This is a genomic window from Streptomyces sp. MA5143a, assembly GCF_900290235.1.
Taxonomy (GTDB): Bacteria; Actinomycetota; Actinomycetes; order Streptomycetales; family Streptomycetaceae; genus Streptomyces.
The window spans coordinates 33,648-57,918 of sequence record NZ_OLMK01000037.1 but is presented as its reverse complement, the minus strand read 5'-3'; the positions used below and the strand labels follow the sequence as shown (position 1 = coordinate 57,918).

18 protein-coding genes are annotated in these 24,271 nt (G+C 70.0%); 2 read left to right on the top strand and 16 right to left on the bottom strand.

Going from position 1 to position 24,271, the window contains the following annotated elements:
• Positions 1 to 144: 144 nt before the first annotated feature.
• The 3 genes from SMA5143A_RS18750 to SMA5143A_RS18740 all read right to left on the bottom strand — a co-directional run bounded on the left by SMA5143A_RS18750 (position 145) and on the right by SMA5143A_RS18740 (position 3,521).
• Positions 145 to 942, bottom strand: coding sequence for a TIGR03936 family radical SAM-associated protein (locus tag SMA5143A_RS18750; protein WP_107464062.1), 798 nt, complete (start codon positions 940 to 942; stop codon positions 145 to 147).
• A gap of 48 nt (positions 943 to 990) precedes the next feature.
• Positions 991 to 2,217 (bottom strand): hypothetical protein, encoded by a 1,227-nt coding sequence (locus SMA5143A_RS18745; RefSeq protein WP_107464061.1) that lies wholly within the window; start codon positions 2,215 to 2,217, stop codon positions 991 to 993.
• A gap of 98 nt (positions 2,218 to 2,315) precedes the next feature.
• The gene (locus tag SMA5143A_RS18740; RefSeq protein WP_375136509.1) at positions 2,316 to 3,521 is read right to left on the bottom strand and encodes a glycosyltransferase; all 1,206 of its coding nucleotides are present in this window, start codon (positions 3,519 to 3,521) and stop codon (positions 2,316 to 2,318) included.
• A 195-nt stretch (positions 3,522 to 3,716) separates the two neighbouring features.
• Here SMA5143A_RS18740 and SMA5143A_RS18735 point away from each other — a divergent pair, with 195 nt between their 5' ends.
• A complete protein-coding gene (locus SMA5143A_RS18735; protein WP_107464060.1) occupies positions 3,717 to 4,493 on the top strand; it encodes a hypothetical protein in 777 nt (258 codons plus the stop codon).
• A gap of 271 nt (positions 4,494 to 4,764) precedes the next feature.
• Here SMA5143A_RS18735 and SMA5143A_RS18730 read toward each other — a convergent pair whose 3' ends face one another.
• From SMA5143A_RS18730 to SMA5143A_RS18680, 11 genes are all read right to left on the bottom strand, one after another.
• Positions 4,765 to 6,720 carry a TIGR03960 family B12-binding radical SAM protein gene (locus SMA5143A_RS18730; RefSeq protein WP_099964517.1) on the bottom strand — a complete coding sequence of 652 codons (1,956 nt, stop codon included), beginning with the start codon at positions 6,718 to 6,720 and terminating at the stop codon, positions 4,765 to 4,767.
• Positions 6,721 to 6,816: 96 nt separating this feature from the next.
• Positions 6,817 to 8,397, bottom strand: a complete 1,581-nt coding sequence (locus SMA5143A_RS18725) for a CYTH and CHAD domain-containing protein (RefSeq protein WP_107464059.1) — start codon at positions 8,395 to 8,397, stop codon at positions 6,817 to 6,819.
• 99 nt (positions 8,398 to 8,496) lie between these two features.
• Positions 8,497 to 9,693 carry a rod shape-determining protein RodA gene (gene rodA / locus SMA5143A_RS18720; protein ID WP_055712848.1) on the bottom strand — a complete coding sequence of 399 codons (1,197 nt, stop codon included), beginning with the start codon at positions 9,691 to 9,693 and terminating at the stop codon, positions 8,497 to 8,499.
• Positions 9,690 to 12,095, bottom strand: a complete 2,406-nt coding sequence (gene mrdA / locus SMA5143A_RS18715) for a penicillin-binding protein 2 (RefSeq protein ID WP_107464058.1) — start codon at positions 12,093 to 12,095, stop codon at positions 9,690 to 9,692. The genes rodA and mrdA overlap by 4 nt, the downstream gene beginning before the upstream one ends.
• A 137-nt stretch (positions 12,096 to 12,232) precedes the next feature.
• Positions 12,233 to 12,904, bottom strand: a complete 672-nt coding sequence (mreD, locus tag SMA5143A_RS18710; RefSeq protein ID WP_107464057.1) for a rod shape-determining protein MreD — start codon at positions 12,902 to 12,904, stop codon at positions 12,233 to 12,235.
• Positions 12,905 to 12,932: 28 nt separating this feature from the next.
• A complete protein-coding gene (gene mreC / locus SMA5143A_RS18705) occupies positions 12,933 to 13,883 on the bottom strand; it encodes a rod shape-determining protein MreC (protein ID WP_055712845.1) in 951 nt (316 codons plus the stop codon).
• A 174-nt stretch (positions 13,884 to 14,057) separates the two neighbouring features.
• Positions 14,058 to 15,077: a rod shape-determining protein gene (locus tag SMA5143A_RS18700; protein WP_004931372.1), complete on the bottom strand. Its 1,020-nt coding sequence runs from the start codon at positions 15,075 to 15,077 to the stop codon at positions 14,058 to 14,060.
• 372 nt (positions 15,078 to 15,449) lie between these two features.
• Positions 15,450 to 15,863 (bottom strand): nucleoside-diphosphate kinase, encoded by a 414-nt coding sequence (gene ndk / locus SMA5143A_RS18695; RefSeq protein WP_107464056.1) that lies wholly within the window; start codon positions 15,861 to 15,863, stop codon positions 15,450 to 15,452.
• A 76-nt stretch (positions 15,864 to 15,939) separates the two neighbouring features.
• Positions 15,940 to 16,302, bottom strand: a complete 363-nt coding sequence (locus SMA5143A_RS18690) for a DUF4233 domain-containing protein (RefSeq protein WP_107464055.1) — start codon at positions 16,300 to 16,302, stop codon at positions 15,940 to 15,942.
• An 8-nt stretch (positions 16,303 to 16,310) separates the two neighbouring features.
• Positions 16,311 to 17,819, bottom strand: coding sequence for a bifunctional tetrahydrofolate synthase/dihydrofolate synthase (gene folC / locus SMA5143A_RS18685; protein WP_107464054.1), 1,509 nt, complete (start codon positions 17,817 to 17,819; stop codon positions 16,311 to 16,313).
• Between the two features lie 183 nt (positions 17,820 to 18,002).
• Positions 18,003 to 20,627: a valine--tRNA ligase gene (locus SMA5143A_RS18680; RefSeq protein WP_107464053.1), complete on the bottom strand. Its 2,625-nt coding sequence runs from the start codon at positions 20,625 to 20,627 to the stop codon at positions 18,003 to 18,005.
• Between the two features lie 137 nt (positions 20,628 to 20,764).
• Here SMA5143A_RS18680 and SMA5143A_RS18675 point away from each other — a divergent pair, with 137 nt between their 5' ends.
• Positions 20,765 to 21,712, top strand: a complete 948-nt coding sequence (locus tag SMA5143A_RS18675) for a hypothetical protein (RefSeq protein WP_107464052.1) — start codon at positions 20,765 to 20,767, stop codon at positions 21,710 to 21,712.
• 157 nt (positions 21,713 to 21,869) lie between these two features.
• On the opposite strand, the gene clpX is transcribed toward SMA5143A_RS18675, so the two are convergent.
• Together clpX and SMA5143A_RS18665 are read right to left on the bottom strand one after the other, a co-directional pair.
• The gene (clpX, locus tag SMA5143A_RS18670) at positions 21,870 to 23,156 is read right to left on the bottom strand and encodes an ATP-dependent Clp protease ATP-binding subunit ClpX (protein ID WP_107464051.1); all 1,287 of its coding nucleotides are present in this window, start codon (positions 23,154 to 23,156) and stop codon (positions 21,870 to 21,872) included.
• Between the two features lie 203 nt (positions 23,157 to 23,359).
• Positions 23,360 to 24,040, bottom strand: coding sequence for an ATP-dependent Clp protease proteolytic subunit (locus SMA5143A_RS18665; RefSeq protein WP_107464050.1), 681 nt, complete (start codon positions 24,038 to 24,040; stop codon positions 23,360 to 23,362).
• Between the last annotated feature and the right edge of the window lie 231 nt (positions 24,041 to 24,271).

Genomic DNA, 24,271 nt, shown 5'->3' with positions numbered 1-24,271 from the left:
CGGGCGCCGCTCGGGAGCTCTCTGTGTCCTGTCTCGCCGGTTCCGTACGCCGTGTTGCGTACGGCCTGGCGAAAGTCTTGTGGTCGGTGCGCTGCCCGACCCAGGTGGCTCCCGGATCCGAGGGCGGCGCTACGACGTCCGTCCCTACGCGGGGCCGACCGGCTCCGACGCCTTCGCGGCGGCAGTGGGGGCGGCCGTTGTGAGGGCCGCCGCTGCCTCGCGGTCGGGCGCGAGCGGGTCGGTCACCGTGCCGGTCTCTTCATCGAACAGCCCCTGCGCCAGCCTGGTCACCGCTGCGGGGACCGGCGGCGCCAGGTCGGCCACGGCGCGGAGACCGGACAGGACGTCGTCGGGTCGTACGGCAGGCGTCACGTGCCGAACAACCAGCCGCAGTATCGCACAGGCCTGGTCGGTCGGCCTATCAGCCTCGGGACTCGGCGCCTCGGCGCCGTCGACCCGGTCGAGTTCGACCACGGCGGCACGGGCGTCGAACGTCCGTACGCCGTTCTTGGTCATGCGCTGGACCTCGACGGCGTCGGCCGCGTTGAAGGCCGCTACCGCGCGGGCGGCGTCCGCCGGGTCCACGCCGTCCAGCCGCAGCTCCCAGACGGAGGCCGTGAGCCGGTCGGCGAGGCCGGAGGTGCGGGCCTCGACCGCGTCGACGATGTCGAGCCCGGTGGGCAGCGACTCGTCGAGGAGGATCCGGAGCTTCTCCGGGTCGCGCGCGTCGGTGAGCGCGATCTCGAGGTACTCCGCCTCGCTGCCCGTGCCGGTGGGTGCGGCATTGGCGTACGACACCTTCGGATGCGGCGTGAACCCCGCCGAGTACGCCATGGGCACCTCGGCGCGGCGCAGCGCACGCTCGAAGGCGCGCTGGAAGTCACGGTGGCTGGTGAACCGGAGGCGGCCGCGCTTGGTGTAGCGCAGTCGGATGCGCTGCACCGCGGGTGCGGGCGGCGGGCCTTCGGGCTGTCGCTTGCCCAGTGTCGTTCATTCCTTCGTGAGAGCGGTCGTACTGCTACCAAGAGTACGTGCCTCGGCGGCTCGCGGTTCCCGCCGGGCGACCGGCATCGGTTCCGCCGGACGCCCGAGGAGTGCCTGGCGCACCGTGGCGCGGGCCTGCCGGAGGGAGGCGCGGGCGGTGTCCAGGGTCTGGCGGGCGGTGCGGCCGACGGCGCGGGCGACCGCGGCGGCGGGCTTCCAGATCATGTCCCGTACGACATGGCCGACGGGGGTAAGGACGGTCCGGTACACCCAGCGCGCCGGCTCGACGACGAGCCGGCGGAACAGCGTGGCCAGGGCCCGTCCGACAGCGAGGGAGAGGCGTCCGGCGATCCGCCAGGCATGGCCGAGCGCGCCCAGGACCTCGCGTCCGACGACGGCGAGGGCGCGCCCGACCGGGGCGAGCACCCACCGCCACAGCGCGAGCGCGGGCAGCACGAGCAGGACGCGCAGCGTCCAGTAGAGGCCGAGCCCGAGCCCGGTGAAGATCATCCGTATGAGCCACAGGGCTCCCCCGGCCGTCCGGGCGAGGGCGTGGCCCATGGGCGTCAGCACCCACCGATACAGCCACCCGGCCGGTACGACGACGAGGTACCGCACCAGCCAGGCCACGACCGCGGACACCCCGAGCCCGAGGGCGGCGATCCCGCGCCAGAGCCCTCCGGCCAGCCAGGCGAGGCCCCGCCCCAGCGGCGCCAGCGTCCACCCGTACAGCCACACGAGCCCGGCCCAGAGGCCGGTGGCGACCCACACCACCCCGGCCCACGTGCCGTTGGCGGCCCACACCACCCCGGTCCAGACACCGAACGCCGCCCACGCGACAGCGCGGCCGCTCGGAGACAGGACGTACCGATAGAGCCAGACCAGGGGAAGGACGAGCAGCCAGTAACCGAGCCGGCCGAGCCCCTTGGCGGCCGGTACGACGACATGGCGCCACAGCGCCACCCACGGCCACACCAGCACGGCCTTGGCGAGCCACAGCAGGGCCCGCCCCGTCGGCCGGAGCACGGTGTCGTTGAGGAACCGGCCCGCGACGACGAGCGCGTCCCACGCCATCCGCACCGGAAGGACCAGCACGAGCACCACGATCCGGACGGGAATCCGGATCGCCGCGGTGAGGCATCCCTCGGGCGCCTGCGGTGCGGGCGCCTGCCGCGGGGGTGTCCGGCGCGCCGGCTCGGCGGGTTGCGGTGCGGGCCGTTTCTCCAGGTCCATGACGACGTAGACGCATCGGCGACCTGTCCGGATGCGGCCCCGCCCCCTCGACTTCCCCACCGGCCTGGACGGTCGGCCGCCCACGCCGGTGGGGGCGCTCAGCGTCTGCGCGCCGAGGACCTCGCGGCCTTGCCGGCCTTGGACTTCGGGCGGCGTGTCGAGGCGGCCGGCCGGGGCGCCGCGACGGCGTGTCGAGCGGAGAACCGCCGGTTCAACTCGACCTGTTGACGGATGGGTTCGGGCAGGTCGCGCATCGCCAGCAGTCGGTCGCACGCGCGCAGGGCGGCGGCGTACTCCCCGACCCAGTGGGCGGTGATCGAGAACTCGAAGAGCAGCCCCCACCGGTACACCCACGGCCTGGTGAACAGCAGGTCGTCCGGCGCGGGTCTGCCGACCACGTCGGCCAGGAGGGCGTGGGCGGTGTGGTGGCGGCCCCGGGCCCGCAGGCGCGAGGCCAGTTCGTAGCACGCTTCGAGCCGTGCGGGACGGGCCTCCCAGGCGCGGGAGAAGGCGTCCATCGCCCCCGGCCAGTCGTCCGTCTGCTCGGCGCGCAGGATGCCGGCCTCCAGGAGGGAGCAGTAGACCTCCTCGGGCCAGCCGCCCAGCGCGGCGCGCCGCTCGTACAGGTCGATGGCTTCCTGGGCGTGTCCCAGGTCGCGTTCGGTGTTGGCCAGGTAGAAGACGGTGCGCGGGTTGGCGGGGTCGCGGGCGAGTTCGCTGCGGAGCAGCCGGGCGTCGCGCTCGAACTTGTCGGCCCGGCAGCCGCCGTCGGCGTGGTCCTCGATGACGAGCGCGTCGAGGTTCTCCTGGACGTCGTCCTCGTCGGTGCACGGGTACTCATGGGTGACGCCCTCGTAGCGCCAGAGCCAGTCCCCGCGCATCAGATGCTTGAAGCGGTGCTGGGTGGCGGTGTCGTAGCGCAGCATGTACGACCCCGCCGTCAGCCGGGGCAGGGGGGCGTCCTGGCGCATCACGTGGTCGGCGTCGAGGGTGAGCAGGTAGTCGGCTCTGCCCCGGGCCTGCTGGATGTTGCGGGTGCGGTTGTGGCCGAAGTCGACCCAGGTGTCCTCGACGAGTTCGCCGGGGACACCGGCGAGCGCGGCGCGGATCAGGTCCTGGGTGCCGTCCGTCGAGCCGGTGTCGGAGATGACCCAGGTGTCGATGAGGTGGCGCACGGAGCCCAGGCACCGCTCGATCACCTGCGCCTCGTTCTTGACGATCATGCAGAGGCAGAGGGTCTGTCGGCGCTCCGGTCCCGTCCCCGGTGACTTCATCGCCTTCGTGGGCTTGGTCGTCCTCGTCACGGCGTCAACGTGGCAGACGGCGGCCGGGCCGTCGGGCACCCACGCGAGACAACCCATCAGACGCACGAATTAATCACATTTGTTGATAAACGGAAGCGTTCGGCCTCGCTGCGCCCGCGGATCCGCCGCACTCCCATGAGGCTCAGCACCGAGTTCGGGACGACTCCCGGACCGATGCCTAGGAGGAGCACGCAGATGCGTCATGACGACAGGTCGCTCGGGCCGTTGGCCCGCGACCGTTTCAAGAAGGCCGGGATCATGGCCTCGCTCGCCCTGGTCATGGCGGCGGGCGTCGTGAGCCCCGCGACCGCGGCAGCCCGCGCCGTGGCCGAGCGTCCGCGGGTGACCGCCGCCCCCGACAAGGGCGACGAGTGCAAGCCGAGCCAGCACAAGCCGAAGCCGCACCACCGCCTGTCGCCGACGGGCGACAAGGACCTCTGCAAGGGCCCCACCGGGCCGACCGGGCCGAAGGGAGCCACCGGCGCGACGGGTGCCACGGGCCCCGCCGGGCCGACCGGCGCCACGGGCCCCGCCGGGCCGACCGGCGCCACGGGCTCGCCGGGTGCCACCGGCCCCTGCATCGACATCGACGCCTACCACCCCCAGGGCAACGTCGAGTACCGGGCCGCACTGAGCGCCGACGGGCACTACTACGCGGGCATCCGCGACCTCACCGGCAGCGAGGCCAACCCCATGCTGTGGACCGACCTCAGCACCCACGAGGGCTATCCCACAGGGGGAGCGCCAGGCGTCCCGTGCGCCGCCGCCGTCGGTGAACATCCGACATCCGGCGGCATCCAGTTCGACCTCATCACCACGACCGGGCGGGTCTACGAGATCACCTGCACGTTCGACCCCAACGGCCCGGACCCCGCAATCCTGCAATGCGGCACCCCGACGGGCAACGACTGGGTGGAGATGAACAGACGCCCGGCTCCCAACGTCGTCAACGGCGGAATCGTCGTCACCTGACGAGCCCTCCGCCCCCGCATCACGCGCGAGACCCCCGACCGGTCAGGGCGGGGGTCTCGCGCACGACGTGCACCGGGTCGGCCCAGCCGGCCGGGACGGACCCACGTCGCGCGGCGACGCCTTTCGTCACACCCGGCCGACCAGCGCCCTCGCACCGGCTCGCACGGCCCGGCCGGCCCGAACGGCCAACTTCCCGTCCGCGCACTCCTGACGGATCTGCGAGCCGTCCCCCGCCAAGGCCGCCATCACCCGATCGAGTGTCTCGCGCACCTCAGTGAGAGTGACCGCTCGGCGCCGGCGCAGCGTTCTTGACCGCCAGGGGCAGCAGCTTCTTGCCGGTGGGGCCGATCTGGATGTGGGTGTCCATCTGCGGACACACACCGCAGTCGAAGCACGGTGTCCATCGGCAGTCCTCGACCTCGGTCTCGTCGAGGGCGTCCTGCCAGTCCTCCCACAGCCAGTCCTTGTCGAGGCCGGAGTCGAGGTGGTCCCAGGGCAGGACCTCCTCGTAGGTGCGCTCGCGGGTGGTGTACCAGTCGACGTCCACGCCGAAGTCGGCGAGGGCCTTGTCGGCGCAGCTCATCCAGCGGTCGTAGGAGAAGTGCTCACGCCAGCCGTCGAAGCGGCCGCCGTCCTCGTAGACCGCGCGGATGACGGCGCCGATACGGCGGTCGCCGCGCGAGAGCAGGCCCTCGACGATGCCCGGCTTGCCGTCGTGGTAGCGGAAGCCGATGGAGCGGCCGTACTTCTTGTCGCCGCGGATCTTGTCGCGGAGCTTCTCCAGACGCGCGTCCGTCTCCTCGGCGGAGAGCTGCGGCGCCCACTGGAAGGGGGTGTGGGGCTTCGGCACGAAGCCGCCGATCGAGACCGTGCAGCGGATGTCGTTCGACCGCGAGACCTCACGGCCCTTCGCGATCACGTTCATCGCCATGTCGGCGATCTGGAGGACGTCGTCGTCGGTCTCCGTCGGCAGGCCGCACATGAAGTACAGCTTCACCTGGCGCCAGCCGTTGCCGTAGGCCGTGGCGACGGTCCTGATCAGGTCCTCTTCCGAGACCATCTTGTTGATGACCTTGCGCATGCGCTCGGAGCCGCCCTCGGGGGCGAACGTCAGACCGGACCGGCGGCCGTTGCGCGTCAGCTCGTTCGCCAGGTCGACGTTGAAGGCGTCGACACGGGTCGAGGGGAGCGACAGACCGATCTTGTCCTCCTCGTACCGGTCCGCCAGGCCCTTGGCGATGTCGCCGATCTCGCTGTGGTCCGCCGAGGACAGGGACAGCAGACCGACCTCTTCGAAGCCCGTCGCCTTGAGGCCCTTCTCGACCATCTCGCCGATGCCCGTGATGGACCGCTCACGCACCGGGCGGGTGATCATGCCGGCCTGGCAGAAGCGGCAGCCGCGGGTGCAGCCACGGAAGATCTCCACCGACATGCGCTCATGGACCGTCTCGGCCAGCGGCACGAGCGGCTGCTTGGGGTACGGCCACTCGTCGAGGTCCATGACCGTGTGCTTGGACACACGCCACGGCACACCCGACCGGTTCGGCACCACACGGGCGATACGGCCGTCGGCGAGGTACTCGACGTCGTAGAACGCCGGGATGTACACCGAGCCCGTCCTCGCGAGGCGGAACAGGACCTCCTCGCGGCCACCGGGGCGACCCTCGGCCTTCCAGGCGCGGATGATCTCGGTCATGTCGAGGACGGCCTGCTCGCCGTCGCCGATGATCGCCGCGTCGATGAAGTCCGCGATGGGCTCCGGGTTGAAGGCCGCGTGGCCGCCGGCCAGGACGATCGGGTCGTCCAGCGTGCGGTCCTTGGACTCCAGCGGGATGCCGGCGAGGTCGAGGGCGGTCAGCATGTTCGTGTAGCCCAGCTCCGTGGAGAAGGACAGGCCGAACACGTCGAACGCCTTCACCGGGCGGTGGCTGTCCACCGTGAACTGCGGCACCCCGTGGTCACGCATCAACTGCTCGAGGTCCGGCCACACGCTGTAGGTGCGCTCGGCCAGGACGCCCTCGCGCTCGTTGAGGACCTCGTAGAGGATCATGACGCCCTGGTTGGGCAGACCGACCTCGTACGCGTCCGGGTACATGAGCGCCCAGCGCACGTCGCAGGCGTCCCACTCCTTGACGGTGGAATTGAGCTCACCGCCCACGTACTGGATCGGCTTCTGCACATGCGGGAGCAGGGCCTCTAGCTGTGGGAAGACCGACTCGACAGACATCGCGGGGATTACCTTCGTGAGCTGACAGGGGTGACCATCTAGCGTAACGCCCCGGGAGCCACCCCTCGCACGCCGGCGTTCACCGCACCGGCCCCCTCAGAAGGCGCTGTCGGCCCTGATCGTGCGCCACGCCTCCGGCAACGCCGCCTCCGCCAGCTCCGCCCTGCGCTCCTCCCTGCCGTACAGCACCCCGTACGTGAAGGAGCTCTCGCCCGCCTGGCCGGCCTGGAACGCCAGGTCCCGCAGGGCCTCGCGGGCCATCACGCTGTCCTGGTGGTCGCCGAGGAGGGACTGCAGGGACTTCATGTCTTTCACGAGCCGCTTGGCGGGGGCGCCGAGCAGCCCGGTCGCCGCCTCGGCCGCGTACCGGGCGCGCTTGCCCTTCTTTCGGGCCTCGTGCATGGCGAGGTCGCGTTCGGCGCCGGACGGCTGGGCCAGGGCCTCCTCCACCAGGTCCGAGACCTTGCCGAAGGCCCGCGAGACCGCCTTGCCGATCACCTTCTCCGGGTCGCCCCCGGCCCCCTTCAACAGCGGCGGCTCGGCGATCACGGCGTCCAGGGTCCGCAGGAGCGCCAGATACCGCTCGCCGTCCAGCGCGGCGATCAGGGCGCGCCGGGACCCGCTGCTCCCCGCCTCCACCCATGTCCGCACCCGGGTGCGGACCGAGCCGACGACCAGGCTCTCGGGCATCTGGGCGAGCGCCTCGGTCACCCGCTCGGCCAGCACCTCGTGGTCCCGGCCGAGGCCCAGCTCTCCCGCCAGCCACTTCAGTTCGTCACCGATGGGGTCGGTGACGGTCCGGTCCAGCACCTTCCCGTACGACTTGAAGGTGCTCCGCAGTCGGCGGGTGGCCACCCGCATGCTGTGCACGGAGTCGAAGAGGTCCCGGCGGACGGCCGGGTCGAGCTCGACGATCGCGTCCCGCTGGACCCGGATGTACGCGAGGACGTGCTCGGCGGCACCACCGGGCTTGCCCGCACCGCCTCCGCCCTTCCTGCCCTTCTTGCCCTTCTTCCCTTGCCCGCCCTTCGCGACCGCGTCCTTCTCGGCCTTGCCCTTCGCGGCCTTGCCCTTCTTGGGGGCCTCCGTCTCCCGCAGGGCCCTCGCCAGCTTCGACGGTGACGCGGACGGTCGTACGCCCGCCTTGCGCAGCTTCTTCTCGACCTTGTCGAGGAACGCCGGGTCGCCGTCGTCGGCGAGCTCCACCTCGATCTCGGACCACTGCGCGGTACGGCCGCCGCCGGTGAGCCGCTCGGCGTGCACCGCGTCCACGCTGACCTCGGCGAGGAGGGCGCCGTCCGCGTCGAGCAGGTCCCTGACGTCACGGCTGGACCGGAGACGGACCAGCGGCACCAGCTCCGCCTCCCGGACCCGGGAACGCACGAGCCCCGCCAGATCGCGGGGCAGGGTCTCGGACAGGGGGGCCTGGATCTCGTCCCGCACCCCCGAGGAGACGGGGAACTTCAGATGCCAGCCGGCGTCGTCTCCCCCGGTACGGCGGCGCAGGGTGATCGAGGCGGCGGCGAGACGTTCGTCGGGGGTGTCGTAGTAGACGGCGTCCAACTCCGCCACGCCCTTGTCGATGACCGACACGACCCCGGCCACACCGGTGAGATCGGGCAGGCCGCTCTCGTCGGACTCGTACTTCCGCTCGATCTCGCGCTTCGTGTCCGCCATGAATTGAATCTAGTCGGACCCACGGCAAAAGGGCAGCCCACGCGCACCCTGAAGGAGCACGTGGGCCGTCGTCCACAAGGGCCTTCGCGGGCTACGCGGCTACGCCGACATGGGCCGCTCCACTCTGATCGACTGAAGCAACCCCACCGCCACCCACACCGCGAACATCGACGAGCCGCCGTAGGACACGAACGGCAGGGGCAGACCGGCGACCGGCATGATGCCGAGGGTCATCCCGATGTTCTCGAAGGCCTGGAACGCGAACCACGCGATGATGCCGCCGGCGACGATCGTGCCGTACAGCTCGGTGGTCTCCCGGGCGATCCGGCAGGCGCGCCACAGGACGACCCCCAGCAGCAGGATGATCAGCCCGGCTCCGACGAAGCCCAGCTCCTCCCCCGCCACCGTGAAGACGAAGTCGGTCTGCTGCTCCGGCACGAACTGCCCGGTGGTCTGCGACCCCTTGAACAGCCCGGTGCCGAGCAGTCCGCCGGAGCCGATGGCGATCCGGGCCTGGTTGGTGTTGTAGCCGACACCCGCCGGGTCCAGCTCGGGGTTGGCGAACGCCGCGAACCGGTTGATCTGGTACTCGTCGAGCACCCCGAGCTGCCAGACGGCGATCGCGCCGATCGCGCCGGTGCCGATGAGACCGAAGATCCATCGGTTGGAGGCGCCGGAGGTGAGCAGCACCCCGAGCACGATGACCACCATGACCATGACCGAGCCGAGGTCGGGCATGAGCAGCACGATCAGTATCGGGACGGCGGCGAGCCCGAGGGCCTGGACGACGGTGCGATGGTCCGGGTGCGGTTTGTCGCCCGCGTCGACCCGCGCCGCCAGCAGCATCGCCATCCCCAGGATGATCGTGATCTTCACGAACTCGGAGGGCTGGAGCGAGAAGCCGCCGCCGATGACGATCCACGCGTGGGCGCCGTTGATGGTCGCGCCGAGCGGGGTCAGCACCAGCAGGATCAGCACGACCGAGATGCCGTAGAGGATCGGTACGGCCGTGCGCAGGGTGCGGTGGCCGAGCCAGACCGTGCCGATCATCAGGGCGAAGCCGATGCCGGTGTTGAGCAGGTGCCGGAGGAGGAAGTAGTAGGGGTCGCCCTGGTTGAGCTCGGTGCGGTTGCGGGTCGCCGAGTAGACGAGGGCCGCGCCGATCAGGGAGAGCGCGATGGCCGAGAACAGTATCGGCCAGTCGAGCCGGCGGGCGAGCGAGTCACGGGCGAACAGCCGGGTCCAGCCGGAGCGTTCGGGCCCGTACCCGGAGACGGAGAAGCTGTTGCCGGTCATCGGGACCTCCTCCGTGTGGGTGCTCCGCCGGGTGCGCCGGGGCCCGTTCGCCGTCGCGCCGCACGGTTGCCGCCACCGCCTCGGGTGCTGACGATCGCCGCCGGTTCGTCGGGCGCCACCGGCCGGGCGTCCGGCTCGGTGACGACGGCGGCCGTGAACGCCGCGGTGCCGACGGGCCCGGTCACCGGTGCGGTGACCGCGCCGTCCGTCCCGGGCACGTAGGACACCGGCAGGGCGCCGGGGCCCGCGGCCAGGGTCTGGGCGTCCTCGGCGGCCTGCTCCTCCTTGGTCTTCTTCGGCGGGTACGTGTCCAGCTTCGGGGCGTCGATCGAACCGTCGGACTCGATCTTCGGCAGCTTCTTCTGTGGGGTCGGCAGCAGCGCCTTCCGCTTGTCGATCTTGCCGTCCTCGGAGACGCCGTAGAGCGCGTTGTAGAGCTTGCGCACGGCGGGCGCCGAGGCGCCGGAGCCCGTACCACCCTGGGAGATCGTCATGACGATCGCGTAGTCCTTGGTGTACGTCGTGAACCACGAGGTCGTCTGCTTGCCGTAGACCTCGGCGGTACCGGTCTTGGCGTGCATGGGGATCTCGTCCTGCGGCCAGCCCTGGAAACGCCAGGCTGCCGTACCGCGGGTGGCGACCCCCTCAAGGGCTTGGTCTATCTCGTCGCGGGTCTGCTTCGTCATGGGGAGCTTGCCGTGCGACTTCGGCGCGATCTCCCGCACATGCTTGCCGTCGGCGCTGATGACGGCCTTGCCGACGGTGGGGTCGTACAGGGTGCCGCCGTTGGAGATGGCGGCGTAGATGGTGGCCATCTGGATGGGGGTGACGAGGGTGTCGCCCTGGCCGATGGAGTAGTTGACGGAGTCACCGGCGCGCATGCGGTTGCCTTCGAGGCAGTTCTCGTACGCGATCTGCTCGGCGTACGTGCCGCCCTTCTTGCCGTACTTGCACCAGGCGTCCTTGTTGGCCTTCCAGTAGTCCTGCTTCCACTTGCGGTCCGGGATACGGCCGGTGACCTCGTTGGGCAGGTCGATGCCGGTCTCGGCGCCGAGGCCGAACTGGTGGGCCGTCTTGTAGAACCAGTCATTGGGGTGCTTCTTCGGCTTGGTGCCGCCGTCGCGCTTCCACTCCTCGTGGGAGAGGCGGTAGAAGACGGTGTCGCAGGAGACCTCCAGGGCACGACCGAGGCTGATCGCGCCGTATCCCTTGGACTCGAAGTTCTTGAAGACCTGGCCGCCGATGGAGTACGCGCTGGAGCACTCGTAGGGGCCGTCGAAGGAGTAGCCCGCGTTGACCGCGGCGGCGGTCGGGACGACCTTGAAGACGGATCCGGGGGCGGACTGGCCCTGGATCGCGCGGTTCAGCAGCGGGTAGTTGGACTTCTTGCCGGTGAGCTTGGCGTAGTCCTTGGCGGAGATGCCGCCGACCCAGGCGTTCGGGTCGTAGTCCGGGTTGGAGGCCATGGCGACGACGCGGCCGGTCTTGGCCTCCATGACGACGACGGCTCCGGAGTCGGCCTTGTAGTGGGTGCCGGTGTTCCGGTCCATCTGCTTACGGGCTTCCTTCATCGCCTCGTTGAGTTCGTACTCGGCGATGCGCTGGACCCGGGCGTCGATGCTGGTGACCAGGTTGGCGCCGGGCCGCGCGGGGTCGGCCTCGGCCTCGCCGATGACGCGGCCGAGGTTGTCCACCTCGTAGCGGGTGACGCCGGCCTTGCCGCGCAGCTCCTTGTCGTACTGCCGCTCCAGGCCGGAGCGGCCGACCTGGTCGGAGCGCAGAAACGGCGAGTCGGTGTCCTGCGCCTTGGTGATCTCCTCGTCGGTGACCGGCGAGAGATAGCCGAGGACCTGCGCGGTGTTGGCGCCACCTGGGCTGGCGTACCGCCGGACGGCCTGGGGTTCGGCGGTGATGCCGGGGAAGTCCTCGGAGCGCTCGCGGATCTGGAGGGCCTGCTTGGCGGTGGCCTCGTCGGTGATGGGGATCGGCTGGTAGGGCGAGCCGTTCCAGCAGGGCTGGGGGGTCTTGGAGTCGCACAGCCGGACCTTGTCCATGACCTCCTGGGGCTTCATGCCGAGGACCCCGGCGAGCTTGGCGAGGACGCCCTTGCCGTCGTCGTCCATCTTCAGCAGCTCGGTGCGGGAGGCGGAGACGACGAGCCGTGTCTCGTTGTCCGCGATGGGCACTCCGCGCGCGTCCAGGATCGAGCCGCGCACGGCGGGCTGGACGACCTGTTGGACGTGGTTGCCGGAGGCCTCCTTGGCGTAGGCGTCGCCCTCGCGGATCTGGAGGTACCAGAGGCGGCCGCCGAGGGTGCCGAGGAGGGAGAAGACGAGGATCTGGATGATGACGAGCCGGATCTGGACCCGTGGCGTCCGCCCGGTCTCCGGGATGTTGGTCACTGTCTCCCCCTCTCAGTGCGTGGACCGGTGATGCCGGTACATGGAGTACACCGCTCGCCGGTGATCGGTTCCCGACGGGTGCGCGTGGCGGTGGCCAGCCGCCACGGCGGCGGTTTCGCGGGCTTGCTGACGTTCCCTCACAGTCGCTTGACCCCCTTGATGCGGCCCGCGCGGGCCGCCCGGGAGCGTGCCGCCTTCATGCGCAGGCCGCCGCGCTGGCTGCCGATGCGCAGGCCGGTGCCGGAGGAGAGCCAGCCGGCGGAGACGTCGGCGGCCTTGGCCGCGTTGTTGGTCTCGGCGAGCGGGTCGTTCTCTGCGCGCCGGGCGAGGGCCATGATGCCGGGGACGACGAACGGCGCGAGCAGCAGGTCGTAGAGCGCGGCCGTGAACAGCAGGCTGGGCAGGCCGACGTGGCGGGCGGCGTCGTCACCGACGAGGGCGCCGACCCCGGCGTACAGCAGGGTGGCGCCGAGCGCGGCGACGACGACCACGACCATCGGCCCGGTGGCGGACTTCAGGCGGCCCGTCTCGGGCTTGGCGAGGCCCGCGAGGTAGCCGATGACGCAGAGGACGAGGGCGTACCGTCCGGCGGCGTGGTCGGCGGGCGGGGCGAGGTCGGACAGCAGTCCGGCGCCGAACCCGATGAGGGCGCCGCCGACGTGGCCGTACACCAGGGCGAGGCCGAGGACGGTGAGGAGCACCAGGTCGGGTACGGCGCCCGGCAGATGGAGTCTGGCGAGGACGCTCACCTGGATCACCAGGGCGACGATCACCAGGGTGGTGGAGAGCAGCATCCGGTTGAAACGCATGAAGGGGTCAGCTCCTACTGTCCTACGTCTACTGCTCTTGCTGCCCGTCGGCACCGTCGCCGGGTTCGTTCGCGCCCGGGGTGACGGTGACCGTCACGGTCGGTCGCGGGGTGGGCTTCGGCTTGTCGGGGAGCACCGTGTCGCGGGGGTCCTTGCGGGGCGGCTGGACGACGACGCCGACGATGTCGAGCTGGGTGAAGGCGACGTACGGCTTGACGTAGATGGTGCGGGTGAGGTCGCCGCCGGAGGGGTCGACGCGGGAGACGACGCCCACGGGGACGCCGGGCACGAACGGTTTGTCGGCCTGGGAGCCGAAGGTGACGAGGCGGTCGCCCGCCTTCACCTTGGCCTTGCCGTTGAGGAGTTCGACGCGCAACGGGCGGTCGCCCTGGCCGGAGGCGAAGCCGAGTTCGTCGGTGGCCTCCATCCGGGTGCCGACGGTGAAGTCGGGGTCGTTGGCGAGGAGGACCGTCGCCGTGTTCGGGCCGACGGTGGTGACGCGGCCGACGAGTCCGTCGCCGTTGAGGACGGTCATGTCGCGGGTGATGCCGTCGTTGGTGCCGATGTCGATGGTGACGGTCCATGAGAAACCCTGGGCCGCTCCTATGGCGATGACCTCGGCGCCCTTGATGCCGTACTGGCCGCCCGCGGCGCTTTTGAGCATCTTGTCGAGCTGGCGCACCCTGCTGCGGTTGCGGTCGCCGCTGCCGAGCGACGCCTTCAGCTCCGCGTTCTCCTTCTCCAGGGCGGCGAGGCGGTCGTGGCGGGACCCGGATGCGCGGACCGCGCTTATGGCGTTGCCGATCGGGTCGACGGCGGTCGACACCCCGTCCTCGATCGGGCCGAAGACGGTGGCCGCGGCACGTCGGGCACCGTCGACCGGTGAGTCCTCCCCGCCGCGGATGTCCACCGTGATCAGCGCGAACGCTACGGCGATCAGCAGCACCAGGAGCAGCCGGCTCTCTCGTGTGTCCCTCACGTGCGGCGGCCGTGCCTTCCTCATAGGAATTCGACAGGAATTGGGGAATTCGGGTAGCCCCTGGGATTCCCTGGGACGGGAACCGGAGGGGCGCCTTTGCGAGCTTATGCCTCAATATCAACGATCCGCCGTACGAGAGGAGGTCGTCTCGTACGGCGGAATCGAAGTGTTACGTCATCTGCGGGGCTGGGCATCGAGCACCTGCTGCAACGCCTCGAACTCCTCGACGCACTTGCCGGAACCGAGCGCCACGCTGTCCAGCGGGTCCTCGGCGATATGGATCGGCATACCGGTCTCACGGCGCAGCCGCTCGTCCAGTCCGCGGAGCAGGGCACCTCCGCCGGTGAGGACGATGCCGCGGTCCATGATGTCGCCGGAGAGTTCCGGCGGGCATTTGTCGAGGGTCGTCTTCACGGCGTCCACGATGGCGTTGACGGGTTCTTCGATCGCCTTCCGCACTTCCGCGGCGGAGATGACGACCGTCTTGGGCAGCCCGGACACCAGGTCCCGGCCGCGGATTTCGGTGTGCTCGTCAGCGTCGAGGTCGTACGCCGAACCGATCGTGATCTTGATCTGTTCGGCTGTCCGCTCACCGAGGAGGAGGCTGTACTCCTTCTTGATGTGCTGGATGATCGCGTTGTCCAGCTCGTCGCCCGCGACGCGGATGGACTGGGCGGTGACGATGCCGCCGAGGGAGATGACCGCGACCTCCGTGGTGCCGCCGCCGATGTCCACCACCATGTTGCCCGTGGCCTCGTGGACCGGCAGGCCGGAACCGATGGCCGCGGCCATGGGCTCCTCGATGATGTGCACCTGACGCGCGCCGGCCTGGGAGGACGCCTCGATGACGGCGCGCCGCTCGACACCTGTGATGCCGGACGGCACACAGACGACGACCCGGGGCCGGGCGAGATAGCGCCGCTTGTGGATCTTCAGGATGAAGTAGCGGAGCATCCGCTCGGTGATCTCGAAGTCGGCGATCACACCGTCCTTCAGCGGGCGTACGGCAACGATGTTGCCGGGCGTCCGGCCGATCATCTTCTTCGCTTCCGCGCCGACCGCGAGGATGCCACCGGTGTTGGTGTTGATCGCGACGACGGACGGCTCGTTCAGTACGATCCCGCGACCCCTGACGTACACCAGCGTGTTGGCGGTCCCGAGGTCGACAGCCATGTCACGGCCGATGAACGACATTGAGTTCCCCATCAGGATTCGTCTGGCCTCCCTGGTAGAGCGCTGAGGGCTTTTGAGGGCGTTTCAGGGCTTTTCCGGGTCGGCGAAGTGGGTGCTGTGACGTGAAGGCTTACATCGTAGTCTCGCCCGCACGAACACTGCGCGAGGGTCTTCGCCATTGTGGGCATGCGATGCGCCGCCTCGCCTCTGGAGACGAGCCATCGGGGGTGCGCGTTCCCCCGATCGCCACGCATATGCCGTTGAACTGCCGTGTTTTCGGCGGTTCGGCAGGTCGGGCGGGAGGTGGGCCGTGTGGGTGGTGGCCGGATACCGCGGTGGGACAAGGACGGTGGGGGCGAGCGGACGTCACCGCCCCCGCCGCCGCGAAGAGTACTACGCCCGACCGGGGAAGAAGATCTTGACCTCGCGCTCGGCCGACTCCTCGGAGTCGGAGGCGTGGATGAGGTTCTCGCGGACGATGGCGCCGTAGTCGCCACGGATGGACCCGGGCGCCGCGGCGATCGGGTCGGTCGGACCGGCCAGCGCCCGCACGCCCTCGATGACGCGCTCGCCCTCGACGATCAGCGCCACGACCGGACCGGAGGACATGAACTCCACCAGCGGCTCGTAGAACGGCTTGCCCTTGTGCTCGCCGTAGTGCTGCTCCAGGGTCTCCTGGTCCAGTGTCCGCAGTTCCAGCGCGGTGATGCGCCAGCCGGCCTTCCGCTCGATTCGGCTGATGATCTCGCCGGTCAGGCCACGCCGGACGGCGTCGGGCTTGAGGAGGACGAGGGTGCGCTGGCTCACGGTGGTGACTCCTTCATTTCACAGGCGTGCGGAGCTCAGAGGCTACAGGGCGGCCCCGACCGGGCGTCACGCAGCGTCAGGACGCCCCTGCCCCGGCCCCGGTGGAGGACGCCTGGGCCGCGAACCGCGCCTTCGCCTCGTCGACCTTGCGGCCGAAGTGGACGGACGCCCACCACAGGGCCGCGAACACCGCGCCCATGAAGAACATGGTCGGCACGAAGAAGCCGGACAGGATCAGCGCGATCTGGAGCGCCCAGCCCAGCTGGACTCCGCCGGGCCGGGTGACCAGCCCGCACAGCACGACGCACAGGAACATGGCGACGCCGCTGACCGTCCAGACCGTCGACATGGCCAGGTCCGGGTCCTTCATGGCGACCAGCCCGGCGAAGCCGATCACGAAGAACTCGCCGATCAGGGTGGAGGCACACAGGGTACGCATGGGTGAGATCAGCCCTTCCCCAGCAGCAGCCGGGCCTCGCCGACGGTGATGACGGAACCGGTGACGAGGACACCGGCGCCCGCGAACTCGCCCTCCTCCTCGGCGAGCGTGATCGCCGCCTCCAGGGCGTCCGGCAGCCGGGGCTCGACCTGCACGCGCTCGTCGCCGAAGACCTCCACCGCGATCGCCGCCAGCTCGTCGGCGTCCATCGCGCGGTGACTGGAGTTCTGGGTGATGACGACCTCGGCGAAGATCGGCTCGAAGGCCTCCAGGACACCCCGTACGTTCTTGTCGCCGCTCGCGCCCACGACCCCGATGAGCCGGCTGAAGTCGAACGCCTCACCGACCGCCTCGGCCGTGGCCAGCGCGCCCGCCGGGTTGTGCGCCGCGTCCAGCACGACCGTCGGGGACCGCCGTACGACCTCCAGCCGGCCGGGCGACGACACCGACGCGAATGCCTTGCGGACCGTCTCTCCGTCCAGCGGTTCCGGCCGCTGCGACCCGACGCCGAAGAACGCCTCGACGGCGGCCAGGGCGACGGCCGCGTTGTGCGCCTGGTAGGGGCCGTGCAGCGGGAGGTACACCTCGGGGTACTCGCCGCCGAGGCCGCGCAGGGTGAGCATCTGTCCGCCGACGGCGACCTGCCGCGAGACGACCCCGAACTCCAGGCCCTCACGGGCCACGGTCGCGTCGACCTCCACGGCCTTCTTCAGCATCACCTGCGCCGCGTCGACCGGCTGCTGCGCGAGGATCACGGTCGCGTCCTGCTTGATGATCCCGGACTTCTCCACGGCGATCTCGGCGGGCGTCGAGCCCAGCCGGTCCGTGTGGTCCAGGTCGATGGGGGTGATGACGGCGACATCCCCGTCGATGACGTTGGTGGCGTCCCAGGAACCGCCCATCCCGACCTCGACGACGGCCACGTCGACCGGCGCGTCGGCGAAGGCGGCGTACGCCATGCCGGTGAGCACCTCGAAGAAGGAGAGCCGGTACTCCTGGGAGCCGTCCACCATCTCGACGTACGGCTTGATGTCCTGGTACGTCTCGACGAACCGCTCGGCGGAGATCGGGGCGCCGTCCAGGCTGATGCGCTCGGTGATCGACTGGACGTGCGGGGAGGTGTAGCGGCCGGTGCGCAGTTCGAAGGCGCCGAGCAGGGCCTCGACCATGCGGGCGGTGGACGTCTTGCCGTTGGTGCCGGTGATGTGGATCGAGGGGTACGACCGCTGCGGCTCGCCGAGGACGTCCATCAGCGCGGCGATCCGCTGGACCGACGGCTCCAGCTTGGTCTCGCCCCAGCGGGTCGCGAGGTCGGCCTCGACCTCGCGCAGCGCCTTGTCGACCTCCGGGTCGGTGGGCCGCGACGGGACCTCGGACTGGGGGGCGCCGCCCTGCGCGCGCAGGGTGCGGCTGCCGGCCTCGATCACCGCGAGGTCCGGGTCACGGTCCGTCTCGGCGGCGATGATCTCCTCGAAGGGGTCGATCGGGTCGGGCTGCTGCTCACTGCGTTCGCTCACGGGGCCCAGTCTACGGACCGGGCGCCTATGAGCTCGGGGGTACCCGCCGCTGGGCGGCCGCGGGTCGTGGACGGCCGGTCGCGCAGTTCCCCGCACCCCTGAAAGGGCTGCGCCCTTCCCCGCCGGGGCAGCAGAAGGCCCCGGCGCCTGGAAGCACCGGGGCCTTCATGGGCCTTCGAGTGGTTACGCCTGCGGGAGGCGGTCCAGCTGGGCGGTGATGCGGGCGATGTCTTCCTCGGCCTTGGCGAGTCGGCCGCGGATCTTGTCGACCACCTGGTCCGGGGCCTTCGCGAGGAACGCCTCGTTGCCCAGCTTGGCCGTGGCCTGGGCCTTCTCCTTCTCGGCGGCGGCGAGGTCCTTCGCGAGCCGCTTGCGCTCGGCGGCGACATCGATCACACCGGAGAGGTCCAGCGCGACCTCGGCCCCGGCCACCGGCAGGGTCGCCGTCGCCGAGAAGCCCTCGCCCTCGGGCTGGAGGCGGAGCAGCTGGCGGATCGCCGCCTCGTGCGGGGCGAGCGCCGTGCCGTCGAGGGTGAGGCGGGCCGGGACGCGCTGGCCGGGCTGGAGACCCTGGTCGGCGCGGAAGCGGCGGACCTCGGTGACGACCTGCTGGACGAGCTCGATCTCGCGCTCGGCGGCGTCGTCACGGAAGCCACTGTCGTGGGGCCAGTCGGCGATGACCAGGGACTCACCGCCGGTCAGCGTCGTCCACAGGGTGTCCGTGACGAACGGGACGACCGGGTGGAGCAGGCGCAGGGTGACGTCGAGGACCTCACCCAGGACCCGCTTGCTGACCTCGGCCGGCTCGCCGCCCGCCTGGAACGTGGTCTTGGACAGCTCCACGTACCAGTCGAAGACCTCGTCCCACGCGAAGTGGAACAGGGCGTCGCTGAGCTTGGCGAACTGGAAGTCCTCGTAGTACGCGTCGACCTGCTCGACCGTCTCGTTCAGACGGGCGAGAATCCAGCGGTCGGTCGCCGACAGCTTCGACGCGTCCGGCAGCGGGCCCTCGACCGTCGCGCCGTTCATCAGCGCGAAGCGCGTGGCGTTCCAGATCTTGTTGGCGAAGTTGCGGGACGCCTGGACCCAGTCCTCGCCGATCGGGACGTCGGTGCCCGGGTTGGCGCCGCGCGCCAGGGTGAAGCGGAGCGCGTCGGAGCCGTACTTGTCCATCCAGTCGAGCGGGTCGACGACGTTGCCGAAGGACTTCGACATCTTCTTGCCGCGCTCGTCGCGGACCAGACCGGTCAGGGCGATGGTCTTGAAGGGGACCTCGCCGTCCATCGCGTAGAGGCCGAACATCATCATCCGGGCGACCCAGAAGAAGATGATGTCGTGGCCGGTGAGCAGGACGTCGGTGGAGTAGAACTTCCGCAGGTCCTCGGTCTGTTCTGGCCAGCCGAGCGTGGAGAACGGCCACAGGCCGGAGGAGAACCACGTGTCGAGGACGTCGGTGTCCTGGGTCCAGCCCTCGCCGGTGGGCGGCTCCTCGTCGGGGCCGACGCAGACCGTCTCGCCGTTCGGGCCGTACCAGACCGGGATGCGGTGGCCCCACCAGAGCTGGCGGGAGATGCACCAGTCGAACATGTTGTCCACCCAGTCGAAGTAGCGCTTCGACATGTCCTCGGGGTGGATCTTGACCCGGCCGTCGCGGACCGCGTCGCCGGCGGCCTTGGCCAGGGGGGCGACCTTGACCCACCACTGCATCGACAGCCGCGGCTCGACGGTCGTCTTGCAGCGGGAGCAGTGGCCGACGGAGTGGACGTAGGGGCGCTTCTCGGCGACGATCCGGCCCTGCGAGCGCAGCGCGCCGACGACGGCGGAGCGGGCCTCGAAGCGGTCCTGGCCGAGGAACGGGCCGTGGACGGTGATGACGCCGTGCTCGTCCATGATCGTCATGGAGGGCAGGTCGTGGCGCTGGCCGATCGCGAAGTCGTTCGGGTCGTGGGCCGGGGTGACCTTGACGGCGCCGGTGCCGAACTCCGGGTCGACGTGGGTGTCGGCGACGACGGGGATGGAGCGGTCGGTCAGCGGCAGCTTGATCAGCTTGCCGATGAGGTGCTGGTAGCGCTCGTCGTCCGGGTGGACGGCGACGGCGGTGTCACCGAGCATCGTCTCCGCGCGCGTGGTGGCGACGACGAGGCTGTCCTCGCCCTCGCCGTAGCGGATGGAGACCAGCTCGCCGGCGTCCTCCTGGTGCTCGACCTCGATGTCGGAGATGGCCGTCAGACAGCGCGGGCACCAGTTGATGATGCGCTCGGCGCGGTAGATCAGCTCGTCGTCGTAGAGCCGCTTGAAGATGGTCTGGACGGCCTTGGACAGGCCCTCGTCCATCGTGAAGCGCTCACGGTCCCAGTCGACCCCGTCCCCGAGCCGACGCATCTGGCCGAGGATCTTACCGCCGTACTCCTCCTTCCACTGCCAGACCCGCTCGACGAACTCCTCGCGGCCCAGGTCGTGGCGGGACTTGCCCTCTTCGGCGAGCTGCTGCTCGACCTTGTTCTGCGTGGCGATACCGGCGTGGTCCATGCCGGGGAGCCAGAGGGACTCGTACCCCTGCATGCGCTTACGGCGCGTCAGGGCGTCCATGAGGGTGTGCTGGAAGGCGTGCCCGAGGTGCAGGCTGCCGGTGACGTTCGGCGGGGGGATGACGATGGTGTACGCGGGCTTGTCGCTCTTGGCGTCGGCCGCGAAGTAACCCTTCTCTACCCAGCGCTCGTACAGCGTCCCCTCTACATCGGCCGGCGCGTACTGGGTCGGCAGATCGGTGGCGGGCGCTGGAGGCTGCTGCTGAGCGTTCTCGGTCACCCGGTCAGTTTAGGGGTGTCACGGGGTCGTCCCGAAACCGGATTCTTCCGTAACGGTGTGACCCCCGGTGCGTGGGACCCATCGTGTTTGCGCCAGGATGTCAGGAACACATAAGCATCTGGAGGGGAACCCAGAACATGAGTCACAACCAGCCGGGCCCGTACGGCGGGCAGCCCCAGCAGCCCGGACCGTACGGCCAGCCGGGCCCCTACGGCCAGCAGCAGCCGCAGGCCGCCCCCCAGCCCGGCTACGGCTACCCGCAGCAGGCGCCCCCGCAGCAGCCGGGCTACGGGTACCCGCAGGCCCACCAGGGTGTCCCGCCCCAGACCCCGCCCTACGGCCAGCCGCAGGCCCCGTACGGCGGCCAGCCCGGCTATCCGACCGTGCCCCAGCCCCCGGTGGCCCCCGGCGGTGGCGGCAAGAAGGTCGGCATCATCCTGGGCGCGGTCGCCGTGGTCGCGGCGGTCGCGGTCGGCGCGTACTTCGTCTTCGGCGGAGGCGCCAGCGCGGACATCGCGGACGACGGCCCGCACAAGCTGACGACGCCGGCGACGGTGCTCAGTGAGTACAAGAAGAAGGACAGCGGCGGCGGCGCGCTGTCCGACAGCGACGTCAAGGACGCCGAGAAGTGGGGTGTGAAGAACCCCAAGGACGTCAGCGCCTCGTACGTGGCCGGCAACGAGAACAACCCGATGGCGCAGAAGCAGCTGCACTTCACCGGCGTGTACGGGGAGATCGAGGACCCCGAGGCGGTCGTCGACGCCATGCTGGACCACATGCAGTCCGAGTCCGGGAAGGACGACGACGACGTGAAGGTCACCATGGTCGGTGACCCCAAGTCGTACGACTCCGCCGAGGGCGCCGTCCTCAAGTGCCAGGACGCCAAGATGGAGCCCACCGACGGCAACACGAGCGGCGGACCGAGCGAGATGAACCTGTCGTTCTGTGTGTGGGGCGACTACAGCACGGTCGGCATCGTGATGCCGATGGACCTCGCCAGCATCATGGCCGAGAAGGCGACGGACCAGTCCACCGCCGCGGACACCACCGCGAAGCTCCGCGACGAGGTGCGCGTCAAGGCCTGACCTCGTAGGCCGCACACAGGTTGAGGGCGCTCGGCGAAGCACACCGGGCGCCCTCGATCTTGCTGTCAACGATCGGCGGGTTCAGGGCTGGGAGAGCAACGCTAGAGGGCACCCAAGGCGATGCCTCGGGTGCCCTCTTGTCGCACGTGCTCGGCGGTTACGCCGTCTTCTGCTCGCCCGATCCGCGGCCCCGCGCGTCCCTCGGGATGAGGGTCGGGTTGACGTTGGAGTGGACCACGTCCGCGGTGATGACCACGCGGGCCACGTCCTTGCGGGACGGGACCTCGTACATGACCGACATCAGGACCTCCTCCATGATGGCGCGCAGACCGCGCGCGCCGGTCTGGCGGAGGATGGCCTGGTCGGCGATGGCCTCCAGGGCCTCGCGCTCGAAGTCCAGCTCCACGCCGTCGAGTTCGAAGAGGCGCTGGTACTGCTTCACCAGGGCGTTGCGAGGCTCCACCAGGATCTGGAGGAGGGCTTCCCGGTCCAGGTTGTGGACCGAGGTGATGACCGGGAGGCGGCCGATGAACTCGGGGATCATGCCGAACTTGACCAGGTCCTCGGGCATGACGTCCTCGAACTGGTCCTTGGACTCCAGCTCCCGCTTCGAGCGGATCGTCGCGCCGAAGCCGATGCCCTTGGCACCCGCCCGCGACTCGATGATCTTCTCCAGGCCGGCGAACGCACCGCCCACGATGAACAGGACGTTCGTCGTGTCGATCTGGATGAACTCCTGGTGCGGGTGCTTGCGGCCGCCCTGGGGCGGGACCGAGGCCGTGGTGCCTTCGAGGATCTTGAGCAGGGCCTGCTGCACACCCTCGCCGCTCACGTCCCGTGTGATCGACGGGTTTTCACTCTTCCGCGCGACCTTGTCGATCTCATCGATGTAGATGATCCCGGTCTCGGCCTTCTTGACGTCGTAGTCGGCCGCCTGGATGAGCTTCAGGAGGATGTTCTCGACGTCCTCGCCCACATAGCCGGCCTCTGTCAGCGCCGTCGCGTCCGCGATGGCGAACGGGACGTTCAGCATGCGGGCCAGCGTCTGGGCGAGCAGGGTCTTGCCGGAGCCGGTGGGGCCGAGCAGCAGGATGTTGGACTTCGCCAACTCGATCGCGTCGTCGCGGCCTTGGCCGCCGCCGTTCTCCCCGGCCTGGACGCGCTTGTAGTGGTTGTACACCGCGACCGACAGGGCCTTCTTGGCGGCCTCCTGACCGACCACGTACCCCTCGAGGAACTCGTAGATCTCGCGGGGCTTCGGGAGTTCCTCCCAGCGGACCTCACTGGTCTCCGCGAGTTCTTCCTCGATGATCTCGTTGCAGAGGTCGATGCACTCGTCGCAGATGTACACACCGGGCCCTGCGATGAGCTTCTTGACCTGCTTCTGGCTCTTGCCGCAGAACGAGCACTTGAGCAGATCGCCGCCGTCACCGATGCGTGCCACGGTGTGCTTCCCCTTCGCCTGGGAGACGCCTGGACGATTGGAATCCAGCGGCTCCTGGTGCTGCCTTATGTCGACGGTACCTTGCCGGGCCCCCCGTTCGGGCCCCCCTTGGCACGGTTCGCTTTGACGTGCACCTTGTCGTGCACTGGGTCAAACGGTGCCAACCATGCCAAGGGGCGGCGAACAATACAGGCTTTCCGCCGTCAGCGGACGCTGTTGTTGTTCATCTTCCGCGTGGAGATGATCTGGTCGATCAGGCCGTACGAGAGCGCGTCCTCGGCCGTGAGGATCTTGTCGCGCTCGATGTCCTCGCGGATCTTCTCGATCGGCGTGGTGGAGTGCTTGGCCAGCATCTCCTCCAGCTGCGCACGCATCCGGAGGATCTCGTTGGCCGCGATCTCCAGGTCGGAGACCTGACCGCGGCCCGTCTCGCTGTACGGCTGGTGGATCAGCACGCGCGCGTTCGGCAGCGCCATGCGCTTGCCGGGCGTACCGGCGGCCAGCAGGATCGCCGCGGCGGAGGCCGCCTGGCCCATGCAGACCGTCTGGATGTCCGGCTTCACGAACTGCATCGTGTCGTAGATCGCGGTGAGCGCCGTGAACGAGCCGCCGGGGCTGTTGATGTAGACCGAGATGTCACGGTCGGGGTCCATCGACTCCAGGCACAGCAGCTGCGCCATGACGTCGTTGGCGGAGGCGTCGTCGATCTGGACGCCGAGGAAGATCACCCGCTCCTCGAAGAGCTTCGCGTACGGGTCGTACTCGCGGATGCCCTGCGAGGTGCGCTCGACGAAGCGCGGGATCACATAGCGGGACTCGGCCGTCGGGCCGGTGTACTGGGAGCTCGCACGGTCGTAGAGGCCGCGGCCGGGGAAGTCGTTCACTGTGGGTCTCCTGGGAGCCTGAGAGGGGCTGAGGCGGTCGGCTGGGGCTTTCGGGGGGTGCGGGTCGGCTGCCGCCGGGCTGCGCGCCGTCGTACGTCCGTGACGGCCGTCGTACGGCCGCGGGGCGCCCCGTACGGTGCCCGGAGCCGGTCCTTCCGCCGCGGGCCCTCCTACGGGCTCCTGCGGCGTCCGGACGCGGCCGGGCTCGCGTACGGCGACGCGCGGCGCGGC

What these genes read in the sequence shown, in the direction of transcription:
- SMA5143A_RS18745 (WP_107464061.1), bottom strand. Translation starts at nt 2,217, where the DNA reads ATGGACCTGGAGAAACGGCCCGCACCGCAACCCGCCGAGCCGGCGCGC.
- SMA5143A_RS18735 (WP_107464060.1), top strand. Translation starts at nt 3,717, where the DNA reads ATGCGTCATGACGACAGGTCGCTCGGGCCGTTGGCCCGCGACCGTTTC.
- SMA5143A_RS18730 (WP_099964517.1), bottom strand. Translation starts at nt 6,720, where the DNA reads ATGTCTGTCGAGTCGGTCTTCCCACAGCTAGAGGCCCTGCTCCCGCAT.
- SMA5143A_RS18725 (WP_107464059.1), bottom strand. Translation starts at nt 8,397, where the DNA reads ATGGCGGACACGAAGCGCGAGATCGAGCGGAAGTACGAGTCCGACGAG.
- rodA (WP_055712848.1), bottom strand. Translation starts at nt 9,693, where the DNA reads ATGACCGGCAACAGCTTCTCCGTCTCCGGGTACGGGCCCGAACGCTCC.
- mreD (WP_107464057.1), bottom strand. Translation starts at nt 12,904, where the DNA reads ATGCGTTTCAACCGGATGCTGCTCTCCACCACCCTGGTGATCGTCGCC.
- SMA5143A_RS18700 (WP_004931372.1), bottom strand. Translation starts at nt 15,077, where the DNA reads ATGTCGTTCATCGGCCGTGACATGGCTGTCGACCTCGGGACCGCCAAC.
- SMA5143A_RS18690 (WP_107464055.1), bottom strand. Translation starts at nt 16,302, where the DNA reads ATGCGTACCCTGTGTGCCTCCACCCTGATCGGCGAGTTCTTCGTGATC.
- SMA5143A_RS18675 (WP_107464052.1), top strand. Translation starts at nt 20,765, where the DNA reads ATGAGTCACAACCAGCCGGGCCCGTACGGCGGGCAGCCCCAGCAGCCC.